Genomic DNA, 18158 nt, shown 5'->3' with positions numbered 1-18158 from the left:
CGTCCACCGCATCTCACCGCAACGTTCGTGACGATCGCGAGCCGCCCCTCATTCGGGTGAGACGCGCGGAGTCATAGTGCTGATTTGCCCGACGACGGAAGCGGAATGTTTTTTGTGTAAGGGCTGGACAGACTTTCGACTGATTTGCCCGTCGAGTTGTTTTGTCGCACCCAAACCAACCAGATCGTCATTGCGAGCGCAGCGAAGCAATCCATAGCGCCGCACGCGAAGGCATGGATTGCTTCGTCGCTACGCTCCTCGCAATGACGGGGGTGGGCAGTCATCCGGGGTGCCGCAAAGCGATGAGCCCGGAGTCCATTTCGCTGCCTGCGCCTGTGGCCTAATAGATTCCGGGCTCGCGCTTCGCGCGCCCGGGAATGACGGAGGCGACGCTGCTGAGACACAGCGGAACGACAACTGACCTTGCGGTGAGACGAGCGGCCAAAAACTCTGCCCGCCCTACCACTCCTCCGGGCAGGGATCGACGATCTTCCAGAGTTCGACGCCGTTCTTGATCTTCTTCATTTCGGTCGTGAGCCCGCCGTTGCGGCGGATCCAGTCCTTCACCGTCTGCGGGTAGTAGGACATCAGTTCGGAGGTACCATCGAGGCTCGTGACCTTGATGCCGAAGGTGAAGGCCTTGTCGTAATAGGCCTGGTGGAAGCCGACGCTCGCCCTGGGGGTGACGCAGATCTTGCTCATCGGCACGATGCCGAACACCAGCGTGCAGGCGGAATTGCAGATGCCGTCGATGATGACGCGCTCGCCGCGCTCGCGGATGCGCATGTACTTGGTCTTGTACTCCTCGACATACCCGCCATGGTCGCGCGTGATATGCAGGACGGCGCGCGCCGGCGCCGCTGCGAAACCAAGGAACAACAGGGCGAGAAGCGTGATGCGCATGAACAATGTGACGGGTAGCCTTGGTGGCCTCAAATGCAGCCGGCGGCGGCCCGGACCAGACCCCAAAACTCTGGCCGGACTGTGTTGGGAAACCGTTAAGCATCCGGAATGGGCCAAAAATTGACGTGATGTGGCCGATTTCCCGCAGTTTTTCCTTCCAAACCGCGCTAAGTGAAGGCTTGGATCGGCCAGAATCGCCCGGCTGGCCCTGGAGACATACAATGCCCAGACTGAAGTTTTTGGCCGCCGCAGTGGTGCTTGCCGCCATGGCCGCCGCTCCAAGCGTGGCCGACGCCCGTCATTACCGCCATCATCACCACCGGCACCACGCCTGGCACCTGCCCTATCAGATCAGCTACCTTCACAATTACGGCCCAGGCGCAACACCCGGCACCTTCGCCTATTACGACGGCCCGGCGGCCGTAAAATGCCGCCAGAGCGCCTCCGCCTATATCGGTCAGGACGGCCGCCGGCATCCCTGTTTCTGAAGCAGGACTGGGCGGGACGACATTTACAGGCGGCCGTCCCGCTCCGGCCGCTGGCTGTCCCGGCTCAACTCTGATAATCGACGCGGACGGCACGCGCTCGTAGCTCAGCTGGATAGAGCATCGGATTTCGATTCCGAGGGTCGGGAGTTCGAATCTCTCCGAGCGCGCCATCCCGACATCGCCTAAATGTCTTGGAAATCCTTACGTTTTTCCCGATGAGGCCCCCTCTGGGCATCACCGAGTCGAGGAGAACACAAGAGGATCAAACTGGACATTAGAGGGGGATAGCGGACACAGAGTCCCAGAAAAAGTCCCAGACTCGTTCTCCACCTGTTCAGGGGTTCCACAAAGGCCACGGCATCGGCTGACCGCTCGACATCGGCCGGCCGCCGACCGAGATAGCCTTGATCTTGGCTGGCGCCCCCATCGATGAAGGTGAGAAAGCCTGTGAGGAGATGCTGAAACACCTAATCGATGACGGGGCGGGATAGTCGACGTCCCCTTGCGACACCCACGACGCCCGGTAGCTTCACCGCGTTCCGACCCTCAAGGGATTGATAATTTGCAAGGCGGGTTTGGCGGCGCTTTCATACGCCATGCCTTGGCGCCGCAAACCCACTTCTCGACTCCGTTACTGGTCGAAGGGCCGGCCCGCGGACATGAAAGCCGAGGGCTTCAAGACGATCCTCGTCTACTGCGTCGGGCCGCCCGATCGCAACCCCCGCCCCCGCTGCTGGCACTCTGCCGAAGTGCCGCTCGATAGACTTCCGGATTAGGATTGGTACGATATCTGCGCCCCCTGAAATGCAGCCGTTGCGGCTCCGTGGGATGGGTTGATCCCCGGCCGAATTGGCCGGAAGTCATCAATTACAACAAGGGTATCTCTTAGAGTTTGCCCTGGTCCGCTGAGTTTCACGAACCCATAGTGCTGCCGAGCGGCAAGAAGCTGGTCACCCTTCGCGACGCTGCCGATTACGTCACCGGGCTACCGAAGAAGGAATCCGCCCTGCCCGAGTGGCAGGCCGCGATCGAAGCCCTCATCTTGGTGGCAGACCTCAACGGCCCCGCCATGTTCGCGCGCATCGGCATCATGCGAGCTTTGAACCGCGGCCAGGTTCGCCAGTTCAACCCCGCGCGCAAGGATCACCACTGGGGCAAGAGAAAGCTCAAGAGGGACCAATGACCGTGTTCGTCTATGTCGACACCAGCAAGCAGGTTGGCGACAAGGATCACATCAAGGTCTTCGCCAGCCACGACGCCGCCGAGACGTGGTTCGAGCAGAATGACCCGGAGGGCGTGGCGTTCGAATATGAGGTATTGGAGTGAGCCGCATCGGCCCTCCGCCTGTCAGGATATTGCTTTTGCCCTCCCGTTACGGTTGAATCTGGACGGGGGGGGGGGACGAATCCATGCATCACATTGACAGAACCGGCCGGCGCACGCTTTTCGCAATGGGCTTTATCGGCCTTGCCGGCATATTGAGCGGCTGCGGCGCAGTCGCGATTACTCAAGCTCGAACCGACTACCAAGAGTCAGCCGCCAACTATAAGCGGTGTCTCGGCGCCAATGCCTCAGCTCCCCAAAATTGCGAAGCGCTGCGCTTGGTGCTGGAAACGGATGAGCGGAAATATACTGCCATCGGCGGCGACCGAAGCAATTCGACCGTTACGGTGCAGAACCGTTAGGTTGCGCCACCATGCCCTCTCCAGCAGAATGGGCCAGAGCCGATGTCATCGCCGCGCTGGCTCTGATGGTCTCAGTGCTAGCTTTCATAGCGTCGGCAATCAGTTCAGTTGTTTCGTGGCGGTCGTACCTCGCCGGCATTGCCGCGCGCACTCCAAAGCTGAGGGTTCTTTTCGAACCCTTTGAAAACTCAGACGAGTGGTGGATTGCCAATTTTGACATCTGGAACCGCTCTGAGCATATGCTCAGGTTTGACAGCATTCGAATTGAATGGCCGCCGGGTGTAGTTTTTTCTGATTGGCTGGGCGGGTATTCCGGGCAAGGGGACAGTGGCGGCCCGATGCACTACACCCTCCCCGACGAGGTTCTGAGCGGTTCAACAGCCAGAAAGCTGACGCAAATTGAAGACGATGAGCTGGACTTAGAATTTAACCCCCAGACTACGGGTGCGCACTTTGCCGCTTTGATCTTTAGAACACCGCGATGGCGGTTATCGCGCAACGTTACTTTTCGAATTGACATGATTGAGCTCGGAGAAGTGCCCAAGAGGGTGACGTTCCGAGTGGCCGCCCCCTTCCCAACGAAAAAGAGCACCAAGCCGCGGTTCTAGCTGGCTCTACGCGATTCCCACCCTCGGATACACCAGCCGCCGGCCGAACCCGATGTAGCCGGGGTCCTTTCCACGTCAATCCACAAGCCCTAGCGGCTTGCTCTGGCGACGCCCTGGCGCGATGCTTGGGAATGGGTACGAAGTCCCGAGAGACCATCTACGGCGCCTCTGTCCGCGCCTCTGCGGAGCGCGCGGCTGAGGCCCGCAGGCAGGCTGACAAGCTTGCCTGTGAGGCCTGGAACAAGCGAATGCTGGCGTTTCAGGGGCCGGCGCAGCCATCGCCCGCGCTCGGCGATGCGCTCAATGCCGGCTACCTCTACCTCGAAGTGAAATGCCTCGGCTGCGAGACGCACCAGACGGTCGCACTCGATATCATCCGCCGCCCGAAGACGACGCCCATCCACGAGCTGGAGCGCTACATGCGATGCAAGCTGTGCTCGGAGGAGCGCGGCTATCCCTACAAGCGCAGCCATCTGGTGGCGCTGCGGCCGAACAAGATTACGGCGAGCGATCCGCCGTCAACATGGTGGCCGGGAGAGAGATAATGCCTCACAAATTCAGTGGAACTTCCGCGATCAACGTTATTCAAGAGGCCGTCGCCGAACTCCCGGAAGATGAGCAGATTTACGCTGCTATTGGTCGCTTCTTGGTCTGCTTTTCGAACCTTGAGTATATGCTCAAGGTTCGGATTGCCGAGACGATAGACCTGTCATCCGAATTCCAGGATCCGATTTTGACACATGATTTCGCGATGCTTTGCAACATTGCGCAAACCATTCTTCCCCACGGCATGAAGGAGGATGCTGGCATAGCCCTGAAGCCGATCATTGGGCGGTTTCACGAACTTAACCAGCATAGGGTTCGTATCGTGCATGGTTGGTGGCTCGGCTTCGGTACGAGTGGTGTCCACCATGTTTCCAGACAGAAACTTCTCGCGAAGCGTCATTACGGAACAGCCAGTGAAATCGCGTCGTTGGCCGATGACACCATCGCGGCGGAATTCGAGCTGCGCGATTGGTGCAAGAAATACGCTGCAAAAACCTTCTAGCATGTGCAACCTCTATTCGATCACCACAAATCAAGAAGCGATCCGCGCGCTCTTTCGAGTGATGAACCGCTACGTCGGCAACTTGCAGCCGATGACGGGCGTGTTTCCCGACTATCCCGCTCCCGTGATCCGCAAGACCGGCACCGGCACCGAGATGACCCTGATGCGCTGGGGCATGCCGCCGCCACCACGCACAGGCGGGCCGCCGGTCACCAACATCCGCAACACGTCGTCGCCGCACTGGCGCATGTGGCTCAAGCCGGAGAGCCGGTGCTTGGTCCCAGCCAACAGCTTCGCTGAGTACGCGCCGGAGCCCAACCCGGAGACCAAGAAAAAGGATGTCGTCTGGTTCGCGCTCAACGATGATCGGCCGCTGTACGCCTTCGCTGGCATCTGGACGACGTTCAACGGAGACCGCGGCACGAAGTCGAAGCCGGTCCCCGGCCCTCACCTCGTCTACGGCTTCCTGACGACCGCGCCGAACGAGATCGTCGCACCGATCCATCCCAAGGCGATGCCTGTGATCCTGACGACGGATGAAGAACGTGATGTCTGGCTGCGCGCACCATGGGATGAGGCCAAGGCGTTGCAACGGCCACTCCCTGACGACGCCTTGAAGATCGTCATGCGCGGCCCCGACAAGGAAGACAAGTTAGCCGCATGAAGCATACCGCGCTCGATCCGGAAGAACCTTACGGTGTGGCAAAGGACTATGTTCAGTCCGCTTATGCGATAATGACCAATCCCCACCGGCTCCAATTGTCAGATGACATGAGTTTGTTGATGGGTTTTCACATGCTGTGCGGATTTGCCGTCGAACTCTACCTTAAAGCCTTTCTGGCTCACAAAGGCTATAGCGAGGAGGCGCTAAAGCGTCGTGAAATTGGGCACGACTTACTAAGACTTAGGGAATTGTGCATGTCCGAAGGGCTGTACTCCTCTGGAATGGACTTCCTTGCTGGCACGTTCGGCAAGCATCACAAGAACTTTGACTACCGCTATTTGAAGCGCGAGACGGTGTATTGGGTGAAAGACCTACGAACTATTTTCTCCGCGTTTTCCTCGCTTAACCTGTTGGTCGACACTGCCATTGGCGCAAGTTCTTCAAGAGGGAAAAAGCCGGGAGACAAGTGGGATTTCCCCACTGATATGGCTTGGCGACTTCCGCGTGCGGAAACACACCCATGATGCACCGAGGATCATCCGACAGAGAAGACAGGCTGGGCCGCATCAGATACGTCGAAGACAGCCCCTACGCTGACTCCGAGAGGGCGGCGCGACGGCTGATGGAGCTTGCGCGTGACGTGGAGCCGGTTCAGGACGGCCGCATCCACATCGAGAAGTCAACTACCCATTTCTCTTTCAGGATAAGGCGAAGCCCGCCGAGTACGGCGCTGGCATCAAGTTTGCGATCGAGCGCGGCTGGCTCTGGATGCACGAGAGCGGCACCTATGTGAAGATCACGCCAGAAGGCGCGGAGCTCTTTGCTTGACCGACATCTTACCGATTAAGAACAAACCGGTGCGCTTCGCGGTAGGTAACCCGAATGGCCTCAGCTCGAATTCATGGAAGGTATGGTCGACAAAAAGTGGCATCTACATCACTTGCAGGGATAGCTTCCGAGAAGTCAAAGTAAGCCTCCATACGTCGAAGCGCTGGCGAATAGGCTTTACCGATAAAGCCATCGAGAAGAGACCGGATTTGCTCAGTTCGCCCGAGCAAAATCGAGCGTGGGAGGTTTGGGATAGACCAGGCGAAACCTTGCCGAATACGACCGTAGCTTTTCATCTCTATTTTCCAACTTCCGAACTGGCTTTACGGCCGGAACACCGCATCGGGGAAGAATGGAAGGACGCGATCTTTTTCATCGATCCGGCGCCTCCGGGAAGAATGAAGATTCTGACCGTCTTCTTCATGAGGAGAGACCTGACGCCGTTGTTTGGAAGTGAGCCAGGCCTTGTGTTGGCCTCGTTCGATTTGGCTAACGGTGAATACGTCAAGCTTATCGCGCATGCTGACCCGGATACCAACATTCAAGAAATGATAGCAAGCAGCGCGGACCAAGCACGGCTGTCAGCCGCATCAAAGGGGGTTCACTCGTTTCCTCCGGACGCGTATCTCTATTTTGGTGGGCAACTCCACGACGGCTCGCGCTACATTATGGGAGCCAGATTCAATCGCTGAGAAAATATGAAAAAGTTCCTGTTGTTGTTCTTGATCGCTGCCGGCCCAGCATGGGCTGACGAATGCATCGATAATATTCCCACCGATGCGCAGATACCCAAGTTGGTGACGCCGATCCTGTATCAGTGGTGGCAGCTATCGCGGCGCATGGCCGACCAAGTCGCGACTGCGACAGTGACGGGTAAGCCCGTCGATCCCTGTGCCAAGGCGCTCGCGTGGAAGCGCCTCGATTTCGAGCGCGAGTTGAAGTTCCGATAGCCGGCGTGCGTCGACTCGTCGGCGGGTTGCGGTAGCCTTTAACCGCCGACTGTCAGTGGAGTTCGGAGGGTGAGCACACCTGCGGCGGCGCCGGAGCGCCCTGCCCGGCCTGCAATGCCCCGGCGTCCGGCGAAGCGCCACGTCTACCGGAGGGGTTCAAGACGATCATCGATAAGGACGGGCCGCGCCACTGAATCGCGCCTCAAGTCAGGCTAACAAATTGATTTTCCTTGTAAAACATTGCTTTCGCCCCTTGAAACAACTACCCGCTACCGCTTTCCGGAGGTTACCGCCAGGCGCTTCGGAAGAACTCACGAAGGCGCGGGCGATGACCAAGAGCCTCATCACTGCACGCTCCTCCTAAAAGCCAGCCGATGATGAGGTGCTTATATGCGAGGCGGATGCTATTCACGAATCTGGCGAGAGTTTTGACCTCGTAGTCGAAAAGGTCGCCAGGGGTATTGATTGCAAGGTGTCTGGGCGATGGCAGACGATGAGAATGACCAGTTTCAATTTCCGTGGAACAAGCCAAGTAGGTCGCAAAGCGAAATTGACGCTGCCGAACAACAAATAGCGTCGCAGATCAAGGACGTTCGTTACATCATTCGGGAATACCCTGTCGAAGTAGTTGTCCAAAAATACTTAAAGGGCATCAACACTGATGAGAACGAAATTTATGTGCCGGATTACCAGAGAGATTTGATTTGGCCTGACGGCCATCAATCCCGCTTCATCGAGTCGCTGCTGATAGGAATTCCTATACCATTTCTCTTTGTGGCCGACGTTAGCGATGACGACGATCCCGACAAAGCTGGGCGAGTGGAAATCGTCGACGGCGTGCAGCGCATACGCACTCTCGCCGACTTCATGACGGGAAGTCTTTCGCTGAGTGGCCTTAAGCGCCTCGCCAAGCTTAATGGCTTCACATTTTACGACCTCCATCCTTCGAGACAGAGGCGGTTTCGTCGCGCCACGCTGAGACTCATCGAACTAACGGAAGCTGTAAGCGAGGAAGTTCGTCGAGAGATGTTCGACAGGATCAACAGCGGTTCAGTGAAGCTAGAGGCTGTTGAAATTCGTCGCGGCATTCAGCCCGGTCCGTTCCTCGACCTGGTGACGGAGTTAGCGGCCGATCCGCTGTTGCGACAATTGGCCCCGATTTCCGATGGTCTAAAAAAGCGCTTCGAGTACGAAGAACTGGTCACGAGGTTCTTCGCATTTTTGGATCGATACGAAACCTACGGGAAAGGCGAGGAAGGCAAGGTCGTCGCCGCGTTCCTTCTCAAATTCGTAGCGGACGCCAACGAACACCTCTCCGAGCCCGACAGCGATGAGACGATTGCGGAGATGAAGCGGCAATGGACTCAGATGCTAAGCGTGGTCAAAGACCATTTCCCGGATGGTTTCAAAAAGAAGGGCCCGGGCAGGAAAGTGCCCAGAGTCAGATTTGAGGCGATTGCTGTCGGGATAGCACTAGCGATACGCGATCTTGAGGCTGACGGTCAGGGCATAAATGATCTGGTTACTGACTATATTCCAAATTGGCTTGAGAGCGATGAGTTTAGGGAATGGACGACAAGCGACGCGTCAAATAATAGATCGAACCTTACAGGTCGACTTGAATACGTCAGAGACAAATTGCTCGGCCAATGACGTACACATTCCTTCGCGATTTTGAGGACCGGAAACGACAGGTCCGGCATTACCTTGCCGTTGTCACTCGACAAGAGCGCTCTGCTGGCATTGGCGCGTCCCGCGTCGAAGAAGGGCGTTTGCTCACGCTCAGGGCTGGGACGTTCCTTGTCCTTTACAATCTCATCGAGGCTTCCACGCGCGGCGCCATTGAAGCAATTCACGACCAGATAACCACGAACGAAGCACCGTTTACATTGCTGTCGACTTCACTGAGAAAGGAAGTCGTGCGCCTGTTTAAGAAAGCAGCAGATCCATCGACTAATCACACGGTCGACGATTTTCCGTCCGCTTTTGTGGCCATCGCTCTTGCGCAGGGCATGGAGCTTTCCGGAAATGTCGATGCTCGCGTAATTCGAAAAATAGGTGCAACATATGGCTTCTCTCATACCACACGCTCTCCTTTGACGCGTGACGGAAACGATCTTCTAACGATCAAGACCAATAGAAACGATTTGGCTCACGGCCGTAAAACCTTCGAAGAAATAGGCCGGGACCACACCACGAGAGAGCTTCTTTTGCTCGCCAGAAGATCAATGCGGTACATGGATGATATTTTAGCGAACGTCGCCCACTATCTCGACAAAGAGCACTATTTGGAATTTCCACCTAAAGAACTAGGTGTTCTACCGCTTTCAAGCCTTGCTCGAACTTAAATGAGTCATGATTGCGGAGCCGATAGCTTTTCCTAGCTTCGGTGGCACCGCGTTGCCGATCAGCTTGCCGATTGATCGAAAGTTCAATTGATCGGCGTCGGGAGCAAATTTGAAATTGCTGGGAAATGATTGCAACAGCGCACCTTCCCTCAATGAGATGGCGCGGTCCTGCTCGGGGTGCCCAAAACGGCCGTTTCCGTAGCCATAGAACTGCGTCGTAATCGTAGGCGAAGATTGATCCCACGACATACGACCGTACACGGACGGATAAGTCTTGCCTGTTTCTTCCCGATGGCAAGCGACCTGCATTTTCGTAGGCCACTCTCGCCACGTGCCTGCTGGCTTCGAGGCGCGAATGCGCAGTAGGTTGCGGTCGGTCAAAGCGCGCGATGAGTGCAACTTATCCTGCGAATTGCGCTGACCGGCTCTTATTGACGGTAGCGCTCCGATTGCCTCTCTGACGGTTTTTGAAGCTCCTTTGCGGGGCTTTGGAAGGCCTATCGGGCCGAGACGCGAAGCAACCAATACCAGGCGCCGACGATTTTGCGGAACGCCATACAGGGAGGCATCAAGCACGCCCCAATTGACATTGTAACCGACTTCTTCGAGCCCCTTAACGAACTGTCCCCAAAGGGGCAAATGAACCAGTCGTGGCACGTTTTCCATCGTGACGATTTCTGGAAGCGATTCTTTGGTGAGACGGAGAAATTCGAGCAAGAGTTGCCATCTATCGTCGATAGCTCGCCGGCGAGTTGTATAGCCCGAGAATGGCTGGCAGGGAGCGCAACCGGCCAAAACCCTGATTGCGCCGTCGCCGAACAAAGCCCTTAGCTCGTCCCCGGTGATAGTCGACACATCGCGCTCAAGAAAAGCGGCGCCGATATTCTGTTCGAACGGAAATCGACACGCCGGATCGAGATCAATCCCGGCGCGGACATCAATCCCCGCTTGCTTCAGGCCCAGAGACAGGCCCGCCGCACCGCAAAACACGTCAACTGCTGTAACCACAACGCTTTTTTTGGCTGTCATAAGACCCGAATCCCCCCACGAATTCTAGCCTACCTCGGGGAGGAAATCGATCCGAAAGTGGGGCCGCGAAGGCTTCCGATTGATCGACAGTATCGATAGGTGAATCGTCAAAGTGGGAATTGCCTGCTCGCACACCCAAATACCCATGACGATTCGTGTACGTCAAGCTCCGCGTCTCCCGAAGCCGACGCTGGACGGTGAGACGCGTGCGGCTGCGGGGCGGCCGGCGCGCCCCGCCCCGTCTGAAACGTCCGGGGGCCGTAGGGATCGCGTCAACTCACTTCCAGAATGGCAACAACTTTGAGGCGCACGAGGCTAGGAACCCGGCAATGGCGGCCATCGCGATGATTATCCAGCGAAAGCCGCGGGCCTGCATCAGAAGGTTATGCATCTCATTGACCTTCGTTTGCATGTCGGAAAGCTGCACGGTGACATGCTCAAGGTTGGCTTCGAGGCGAATAACGCGGTCGCGAGTGTCATCGGTCATTTCTTTATCGCCCTAATTGCAGCGACCGCAGCAACAGCCGTTGACGCTCCCGCGAAAAATGAAGTGAAGATTGCTTGTTCGGTCCTGTCCCAGGCCGATTGACCATCAGGCCCCGGCTTGCCGATCGAGGGCACACCCCAAGAGCCAATCCGGTGATGGATCAATTCCGGATACGGTATTGAACCCCACCAACCCAAGCCCCAGAGCATCGGACAGCTATCGAGCACCATCAACCATTCGTGCCAGATGAAGGGCGCGAGTATCAGCGACATGACGACCAGCGTTGGCCCCCAGATCGGTTTCGATCGATTGTCGGCATTCAACGTGTCCGCGTTCGCAAGGTTCGACAGCACACCGCCCGTAACGCTTGTGATCGCGCTCGTCTTGGCGAGCGTCACCTGTTCGGCGGCTGTGACCTTCGTATTGAGAAAGCCAACGATCGGACCAACGAGCGCCTGCACTATCGCAAGAATTGCGGAAGCTATCGCAGCCATCACTTGCCCCCTTTGCGGATCGAGCGGAGCCGGGACACGAGCGTAATCCCGGCGATGCCCAGGACTACGTTGCCGACGATCTGCGGATGATCCTTGAGGCTATCCAGAATCTGCGCCTTCAAATCGGGATCGCCGAGCACCTGTGCAAGCGGATCGAGCAGACTCCACAGGCCGCCGAGCAAAGCGAGAATGTAGCTCCACAAGATGGAGGCCGATCGGCCGCACACCGCCCATGCTTTGCCCGCAAACGTCTTTTCCTCCGCAAAGAACTTCGCGAAGATCGGGAGGCTTTGAAGTATCGGCCGCAGGATCAGGAGATACCCAACCACGCCGCCGAGCACGCCACCGGCAATGAAAATCGTGTTCATGCCTTCCCCCCACCGAACAGAGACGCAAAGCGCGCGAGCCAGCTTGCCGCCACTGGCGCAGGCACAGCCGCGGGAGCCGGATGTGGCACCGGCAGCGGGATTTCCGGCTTGCGCGTTGCGCCGATGACGATTGACGGATCAAGCCGGATCATCGTGAGCAGAAGCCCGGCGCAGCCCGGTTGCAGATCAACCACCGACGGGCTGTAAACGTTGTCAGCAACGTACTTGCCCGAATGGTATTGATCGGTGCCAGACCAGATGTAAGGGCTTGGCTGTGACGCATAGCGTGCGACGATCACGCCGCTGCGCTTCGTCACCGGACCATCGAAATAGCCAAGGCCGTTGTACTCTTCGAGGTTCGTCAGGATCGAGCCTGGAGTCGACCAATCCTTGTGAGCAAGGAACGGCGCGCAATTCACAAGAGCATCGATCGCCGCGTCTTCCCACGACTTGAAAGGCCCGCGCCCTTTCGGAACGTGCGTCGATACTTCGTTCCACGGGTCACCCTGCGCAAGCGAATCGTGCCAGCTTTGCGAGGACTCGCGCTCATGGATGACAGCAATCACGCACCACGGAACGCCCGTCGCGCGTTCTACGGTCTGGTATCGCGGCTTGGCCGCGACAAGCGACTTGCCGATAGCAACCATGTTGCGCGTGAGCTTGGCATTCGACCAGCGCTCCTCATTCAGCACTTCCAAATTTGCGATATCGGCCACGCTGTTCTCCCAAAAGAAAAGCCGCCCCGTTAGGAGCGGCTTAAGCGTCGAATGTTGCCGTCTACTTATTGTTGAGTGTCGCTTGCGGCAGGAACAGACCGTCCTTGTGCGATTCCGATCAACGCACCATTAGACAATGGGACACCGATCTTTCGGGACTCGCGCACGAGCGCGGAAGAGGCGCGAGCATAGGACTCCAACCGTTCCGGCGTCCGGTTGCGCAGCGCCACCGCCGACTTGGCCCATGTCGCGAGTCGACGTGCAGGCTGTGGCGCGGCGAGAATGCGCGCCGTCGCGTAACCTCCGAGAAGCGCGCCGATCGTCGCAAGAGGATGCGTCAACAGACCGATAATCTCGCCGGCACCGATGACGGTTTGCCCCGTGCCGCTTGGGTTGCCGAAGCGCCGCCCGACCGTGCCATATCGCGTCCCGATCGCGGCGATATCATCGAGCGATTGCCGATGGCTGCCGGCGTTGCCAAACAGGAGCGTTTTCGCTTGCGACGAATACTTGCTCCATTCGCCCGCAAAGCGCTCAAGTGCGAATCCGTTCGGGTCTCGCGGGTCTCGCCCGAGCCTACGCACGATCGCGCCAGCCAGATTGCCGCGAAGATTCTCAGGAACCGCCTTCAGAATGCCCGAGAGCGTTTGGAGATCGCCCCGACCACCCGAGCGCGCATAAGCGTCGATGGCGCTATACATCTGTTCATCGGTCATACTCCCCTTTTTTCCGAAGGCGTCTTGCGCAAGCTGGCGCATGGGGCCGATACCAACAGGCTCTTTCGCGCGTTCAGCGACCGCAGCCCGCGCGGTCGCAGTCCGGCGCAGCGTATCGGCATAGACGAGCGCAAGGCGCTTCTGTTCTGGCGTGAATGTCTTGTTGGCGAGATCACGCCCATAGTTGTTGAAGAACTGATAGATTCCGTCAGCAACCTTGTTTGGGTCTTTTCCTGCGACGCCTTCCGTCGATTGCGTCAGTCTGTTCCAGATGCCCCCACGGATGGCTTGCGCGGCTTCCGGAGCGTTTCCCGTCGCTTCCATGACGCGAGTATACAGGCGCGAGGAAACGCCCGCAGCGCCCACCTTGGTCTCGCCAATGAGCTTGTTGGCGAACTCTTGCGGCGTGACTGTGCCAGTCACGATCCTGTTAATCATCTTGTCGGCGTCGTCGCGCTCATTCCAGCCGAAGCGCGTTCGCCAATCGCGGTTGGCCGCGCGAGCGGTCCTAAACTCCTTCAGCGCATCATCAGAACCCGACATCAGCGCATTGTCGAACGCGTCATTCGTCCAATTCTCGAACTCACGCATGACATTGCGAGCCGCGCGCCGATCGCCATCGGTCGAAGCGCCTTGCGACAAGAAGTTTAGCCGCTGGCGCGTGCGCTCGATGCCGCGCATGTGGAGCGCTTGGCCGCGCTGATCACCGGGGAAGCCAGACGTCCGCGCCGCGTCTTCCTGTTCCAATTGTTGGAATGCGTTCTCAACCGCATCGTCCGGACTCATCTTGTGATCGACCATCAGGCCCGCAGCCCGATTGCGAACGTCCTGCCCGAGATCGCCGTAGCCAGCGGCGGACAGATCATCATGCGCGCCTTGCAGCGCCGCATCCTGTTCGGCCGCCTCGCGCTCAGACCGTGCGGCGGCTTGGCGCGGCGCCGTGGTGCCCTCAAAGCCTTCCGGGTAGCGAGGCTGACCACGAATTTCCGCGTCGAGCGCGTCGAGCAGATCGTTGACCGTCGAAGTGCCGTTGTGATCGCCACGAAGATAGCCGGCCTCTTCCGCCGCCTCACGTGCGACATCGAGCGGCAAGCCACCCTGACGGACAAGCTTGCGGCGGCCGACACCGCCGACGTTGACGGTATGGCTGCCCGCACCGATCGCGTCTAGCTCCGCGTCCGGCCCGAGGCCACCCTGCCGTGCCAGAAATTCGGTCAAGCTTCGCGCTTGCGGCTGCGCCGGCTGTGCAGCGGCTTGCTGTTGCCGCTCGAAGGCGTTTGCCACCTGATCGCCGTAGCGCGCCCGCACCGCGGCAGCATCTTCCGCCGCCTGCCCCGTCAGAGTATCGGGCGGGATATTGCCGATATTCCGCATCGCGCCGAGCATGCGCGTTGCGGCCGGATGCAACACATCGTCAGGAGCCTCGCCCTGCTGTTCGAGCGCCCGAGTGACGAACGTTTGCGGATTCGTGACGCGACTCAAGTCAATCGCGCCTTGCGCCTCGCCCGCGCGCTGGTAAGCCTGCTCTTTCTCCGCGCGTGCGGCTCCCTCGCTGCGCTGCAAGCGTGCAATCAGCGCCTCGCCCATGTCTTGAGGGTTGGTTTCAGGACCGATCGCGCGATTAACAGCGTTGTGCGCTTCCGCTTCATGCTGGTCTATTTGCGCGTTTGCGTTATCAACTTCGCGCTGGCGCGCGGCTTGACGCGCAGCATCTTCCGCCGCCGCCTGATCTTCGATCGATTCGCCGATGCGGCGGGAGACGTTCGGCCCGCTGCCCTCGCCGAACCCGGACGCGACCGAGCGCGCGGCTTCCCCAAGCTGGTTGTGCATCTGCCCAACGGCCTGCGGAATCGGATTGCCCGCAAGCGGGACCGACTTCAAGAACTGCCCCATGCGCTGCACGTTCTGGCTATCTGAGGCAAACGCGGCCGGGACATTGACAGGTTGCCCGGTTGCCTCCGAGATGCGCTGCGCCGCCGCATAAGTCGGGTTCGAGGGCGGCGCGGCAGGACCGGGAGGGGTAGGAGCCGCAGGCGCAGCCGCTTCCGTAGCACCGCGCGCAGCCGCGCCCTCGCCTTCCGCCATCGGAGCACCAGGCGAAAGGATCGACGCGGCGCGGAAGGCTTGGCCGGGACCGGCTTCCGCAAGGGCGCGCTGGTTGGCAACGTCGATTTCGGAGCCGACTTGCGGCGCGGTCGCGGCTTCCGAGCCCTGCACAGCCCCCCTCGCGCCTTCAACGATTTCCTTCGCCATCCACAAAGGACCGCCCGGCGTCGCGTGCTCCCAGGCGTAGTTCACCCGATCGCGGAAAGACTTCTCTTTCGGCGTGGTGTTCACGTTCTCAAACGGCTGCGAAGCGTCGAAAACCGGCGCGGAGCCCGCACCGGTATCGACGTTTTCGAAGGGTTGAGACGGATCGAAAACAGGATCAGCCATCAGTCGATTGCCTTGTAACTGCCGTCGGGTTGGCGCTCGAATGTGTGGCCGTTCTGACGAACACGAGGCCCCGGTTGCGGCGCAGCCGGCGCGGCGGCCGACGGTCCAGCGTTGCGCTGTGCGTCATGGCCGATCGCGAGTTCATTCCGAACCGCGGACGGTGCCCTGAGCGCGTTGTCGATTTCAGTCTGCATGGTCTGCACAACAGCGTGATAAGCCGCCTTGCCCTGTGCGGTGTTGAGCATGTCATAGGCGTGCTGGCGGGACTGATCGGTCGGAACGCCGGTCGGCGAGATCGCGCGCACATACGCGTTGACAAGCGAAGTCGTCGCAGCGACCGCAGCGGCGAGCTTCGGACTGCTGCCAGCACGCTGCGCCCTTTGAACCAACTGGTTCCAAGGCATGAAATCCGACGGATCGAGTTCATCGTATGCTTTGAGCGCAGTCGGGATCATGTTGCGCGCTTCGTTGGCGGCTATCGCGATATTCGCTTCGCGCTGTGCAGCAACACGTTGAGCCGCGACGCGGCCCGCCTGCTCATTGAAGCGGTTGACAACGCCGGTCGGGTCAACGCCCTGCGCCGCCGCTTCCTGCGCGACGACCTTGCGGAGCGCAACAACGTTCGCCGCGCCCTGCACACCCCGGCCCAGGTTCGTGAAAACACGCTGATCGCCCGCGAGATATTGCTGCGCCATTTGATGCAGCGTGTCGTCATCGAGCGTCGGGCTGGCCTGCTTCGCAGCCGCAATCGCCTTCAGTTGATCGGGGTCTGCCGGGCCACCGGAGATCGGCCGATATTCCTTCGCGCCCTCAACCTTTCCGTAATCCGGATTCTTCTCGTACCCGGTCGGCGTCTTGTCCTCTGCGAAGTCCTGACGGCGCACCGCGAGCGCGTTGGTCTTGGCAAACTGAGCGCTGCTTTCCGCAAGCCGCTTCGCTTCCAAGTCGATCCGCTGCTGCTCTTGCTGGCGAGTCGCCTGCTTGTCCTGTTCGGCCTGCCGCTTGTCGGCGGCTTCCTGCGCCTGCTTGCCGAGATCGGACCACGTAGACAGCCCTTTCAGACCGCCCTCGCCGAGCGCAACGCCGAAGAAGGGAGACTTGCTCGAAAGCATGCCAAGACCGGCCGAGAACAGCGCTTCGCGCGTCCGATCCGACAGCCCGAGCGGTGAAGTGCCGAAACCGAAATGCCCCTCAGTGGGTTCGCTAGCCCCGCTGGAAGGGCTTCCAGAAGTCAGGGGCGAACGGCCTGCACCGCCTGCGTATCCGAGCGCATCGGAAGGCAGCCCGCCGCCGCGGCCCGACGCGGAGTCGATCGCCGCAACAGGATCATCGCCGTTCGCAATGGCTTCCGCCGCTGCCGCGCGCCGCCCCGACGTATCCGCCGAGCGCTCATAGAGATGGTTCACGGCAGCCGCAGCTTCCGCAGGCGTGCGCGCTTGCAAGAGCGCGCGATAGGCTCTGTTTTCCGGCCCATCCATTTCCTGACGCATGAACTGCTGTTGCGCTTCCGTCGTCTGGTATGTGTCCGGAAATGCCTTCTTCAGCGCGTCAAGACGATCGCCGCGCCACTGCCCTGCGCCTTCGGCCGTGCCGTGATCGCCGGTCACACCCCAAGGCGTAATATCCGGCGTGGCCTCATTCATGAGATTGCCGACGACACCCGCCGCCTGGTGATGCGCGAGCCCGAGCCCGCCCTGATCGCGCGGGCGCTCAAGGAAATTCATCCACGAGTCGGCATTCGAGTCGTTCTGCGCAACATTGACGGTCGGAGCGCCATCGCCAGCCATCGAAGGGGGAAGCGCGACATCAGCATTCGCCGGTAGATCGTCCCCCGGAGCGGCGTCGGGGATCAAAGGGAGATCGTCATCCGCCCCGCCGTCGGCGAAATGTGGAACGCCGCCGTTGGTGTAGCCAGCGAACGGCATGTCGATTGACACCTCACCGCCGCGCGAGCGCCGCACGGCGTGACGGATTTCGTTCACCGCGTCAATGAAACCGCCGCGCTTGAAGCCCGCGCCATAGTCGGACGCATCGAGACCGGGAAGCGGATTCGAGGAGCTTCCGCCCCACGCATCATCCGAGAAGATATTTCCGCCGCCAAATGACGCGCCGCCAAGCTTACCCTTCAGACCCTTGAGGCCCGAGGTGATGCCGGAAAGGCCGCCGTTGTCCTGAGAAGGCTTTGCGAACTGCAACTGAGGAACTTGCAGTTTCGCCGATGGCGGGCTGGTGCTCGGAATATAGCCGTTCCCGCCGCTGTAGGGCATGCCGCTGCCGCCGTAGGGCATACCGCCAGTGGCAAAGCGTGCAGGCACCTCGCCGCCGTCCTTCAAGAACAGGCCAGCGCCAGCGAGGCCAAGGCCGCCAAGCTGCGAGAACAGGTTCGGGCC

21 protein-coding genes and 1 tRNA gene are annotated in these 18158 nt (G+C 59.5%); 14 read left to right on the top strand and 8 right to left on the bottom strand.

From position 1 onward, the window contains the following. Positions 1 to 459: 459 nt before the first annotated feature. Positions 460 to 903: a hypothetical protein gene (locus K288_RS0138335; protein WP_027584236.1), complete on the bottom strand. Its 444-nt coding sequence runs from the start codon at positions 901 to 903 to the stop codon at positions 460 to 462. Positions 904 to 1124: 221 nt separating this feature from the next. On the opposite strand from K288_RS0138335, the gene K288_RS0138330 reads away from it, so the two are divergent. From K288_RS0138330 to K288_RS0138265, 14 genes are all read left to right on the top strand, one after another. Then, on the top strand, positions 1125 to 1391 hold the full coding sequence (locus K288_RS0138330; protein WP_027584235.1) for a hypothetical protein: 267 nt from the start codon (positions 1125 to 1127) through the stop codon (positions 1389 to 1391). Between the two features lie 93 nt (positions 1392 to 1484). Then, positions 1485 to 1561: transfer RNA gene (locus K288_RS0138325), tRNA-Arg, on the top strand. A 755-nt stretch (positions 1562 to 2316) separates the two neighbouring features. Then, positions 2317 to 2574: a hypothetical protein gene (locus K288_RS0138320; RefSeq protein ID WP_244443413.1), complete on the top strand. Its 258-nt coding sequence runs from the start codon at positions 2317 to 2319 to the stop codon at positions 2572 to 2574. Beyond that, complete coding sequence (locus tag K288_RS54390) at positions 2571 to 2717, top strand: hypothetical protein (RefSeq protein ID WP_201449793.1); 147 nt, start codon at positions 2571 to 2573, stop codon at positions 2715 to 2717. Before K288_RS0138320 ends, K288_RS54390 begins: the two co-directional genes overlap by 4 nt. An 83-nt stretch (positions 2718 to 2800) precedes the next feature. Next, entirely contained in the window at positions 2801 to 3076 is a 276-nt protein-coding gene (locus K288_RS0138310; RefSeq protein ID WP_027584233.1) for a hypothetical protein, read from the top strand. A gap of 11 nt (positions 3077 to 3087) precedes the next feature. Beyond that, positions 3088 to 3684: a hypothetical protein gene (locus tag K288_RS0138305; protein WP_152535883.1), complete on the top strand. Its 597-nt coding sequence runs from the start codon at positions 3088 to 3090 to the stop codon at positions 3682 to 3684. A gap of 131 nt (positions 3685 to 3815) precedes the next feature. Continuing rightward, positions 3816 to 4229, top strand: a complete 414-nt coding sequence (locus K288_RS0138300) for a hypothetical protein (protein ID WP_027584231.1) — start codon at positions 3816 to 3818, stop codon at positions 4227 to 4229. After that, a complete protein-coding gene (locus K288_RS0138295; RefSeq protein WP_152535882.1) occupies positions 4229 to 4732 on the top strand; it encodes a hypothetical protein in 504 nt (167 codons plus the stop codon). The genes K288_RS0138300 and K288_RS0138295 overlap by 1 nt, the downstream gene beginning before the upstream one ends. Position 4733: 1 nt before the next feature. Beyond that, positions 4734 to 5396 carry an SOS response-associated peptidase gene (locus tag K288_RS0138290; RefSeq protein WP_027584229.1) on the top strand — a complete coding sequence of 221 codons (663 nt, stop codon included), beginning with the start codon at positions 4734 to 4736 and terminating at the stop codon, positions 5394 to 5396. After that, positions 5393 to 5920 carry a hypothetical protein gene (locus tag K288_RS0138285; protein WP_027584228.1) on the top strand — a complete coding sequence of 176 codons (528 nt, stop codon included), beginning with the start codon at positions 5393 to 5395 and terminating at the stop codon, positions 5918 to 5920. The genes K288_RS0138290 and K288_RS0138285 overlap by 4 nt, the downstream gene beginning before the upstream one ends. 300 nt (positions 5921 to 6220) lie before the next feature. Further along, on the top strand, positions 6221 to 6916 hold the full coding sequence (locus K288_RS52990; RefSeq protein ID WP_152535880.1) for a hypothetical protein: 696 nt from the start codon (positions 6221 to 6223) through the stop codon (positions 6914 to 6916). A 6-nt stretch (positions 6917 to 6922) separates the two neighbouring features. After that, positions 6923 to 7174: a hypothetical protein gene (locus K288_RS0138275; protein WP_027584226.1), complete on the top strand. Its 252-nt coding sequence runs from the start codon at positions 6923 to 6925 to the stop codon at positions 7172 to 7174. A 465-nt stretch (positions 7175 to 7639) separates the two neighbouring features. After that, complete coding sequence (locus K288_RS0138270; RefSeq protein ID WP_210164443.1) at positions 7640 to 8827, top strand: DUF262 domain-containing protein; 1188 nt, start codon at positions 7640 to 7642, stop codon at positions 8825 to 8827. Beyond that, complete coding sequence (locus K288_RS0138265) at positions 8824 to 9522, top strand: MAE_28990/MAE_18760 family HEPN-like nuclease (RefSeq protein WP_027584224.1); 699 nt, start codon at positions 8824 to 8826, stop codon at positions 9520 to 9522. The genes K288_RS0138270 and K288_RS0138265 overlap by 4 nt, the downstream gene beginning before the upstream one ends. Here K288_RS0138265 and K288_RS0138260 read toward each other — a convergent pair. From K288_RS0138260 to K288_RS53830, 7 genes are all read right to left on the bottom strand, one after another. After that, positions 9502 to 10551 carry a DNA cytosine methyltransferase gene (locus K288_RS0138260; RefSeq protein ID WP_027584223.1) on the bottom strand — a complete coding sequence of 350 codons (1050 nt, stop codon included), beginning with the start codon at positions 10549 to 10551 and terminating at the stop codon, positions 9502 to 9504. The two genes, K288_RS0138265 and K288_RS0138260, sit on opposite strands and share 21 nt — an antisense overlap. A gap of 277 nt (positions 10552 to 10828) precedes the next feature. Further along, positions 10829 to 11038 (bottom strand): hypothetical protein, encoded by a 210-nt coding sequence (locus tag K288_RS0138255; protein WP_027584222.1) that lies wholly within the window; start codon positions 11036 to 11038, stop codon positions 10829 to 10831. After that, the gene (locus K288_RS0138250) at positions 11035 to 11436 is read right to left on the bottom strand and encodes a hypothetical protein (RefSeq protein WP_160169059.1); all 402 of its coding nucleotides are present in this window, start codon (positions 11434 to 11436) and stop codon (positions 11035 to 11037) included. The genes K288_RS0138255 and K288_RS0138250 overlap by 4 nt, the downstream gene beginning before the upstream one ends. A 95-nt stretch (positions 11437 to 11531) precedes the next feature. Next, the gene (locus tag K288_RS49935) at positions 11532 to 11900 is read right to left on the bottom strand and encodes a hypothetical protein (RefSeq protein WP_027584220.1); all 369 of its coding nucleotides are present in this window, start codon (positions 11898 to 11900) and stop codon (positions 11532 to 11534) included. Beyond that, on the bottom strand, positions 11897 to 12616 hold the full coding sequence (locus K288_RS47900; RefSeq protein ID WP_152535878.1) for a hypothetical protein: 720 nt from the start codon (positions 12614 to 12616) through the stop codon (positions 11897 to 11899). Before K288_RS47900 ends, K288_RS49935 begins: the two co-directional genes overlap by 4 nt. A gap of 65 nt (positions 12617 to 12681) precedes the next feature. Beyond that, positions 12682 to 15768 carry a hypothetical protein gene (locus K288_RS0138235; protein WP_027584219.1) on the bottom strand — a complete coding sequence of 1029 codons (3087 nt, stop codon included), beginning with the start codon at positions 15766 to 15768 and terminating at the stop codon, positions 12682 to 12684. Then, positions 15768 to 18158, bottom strand: a 2391-nt coding sequence (locus K288_RS53830; RefSeq protein WP_043161806.1) for a phage tail tip lysozyme, incomplete at its 5' end; no start/stop codon positions are given. The genes K288_RS0138235 and K288_RS53830, both read right to left, overlap by 1 nt.

Source organism: Bradyrhizobium sp. Ai1a-2 (assembly GCF_000426245.1).
Lineage (GTDB): Bacteria > Pseudomonadota > Alphaproteobacteria > Rhizobiales > Xanthobacteraceae > Bradyrhizobium.
The sequence above is the reverse complement of the archived record's forward strand: the minus strand, read 5'-3'. Positions and strand labels throughout refer to the sequence as shown.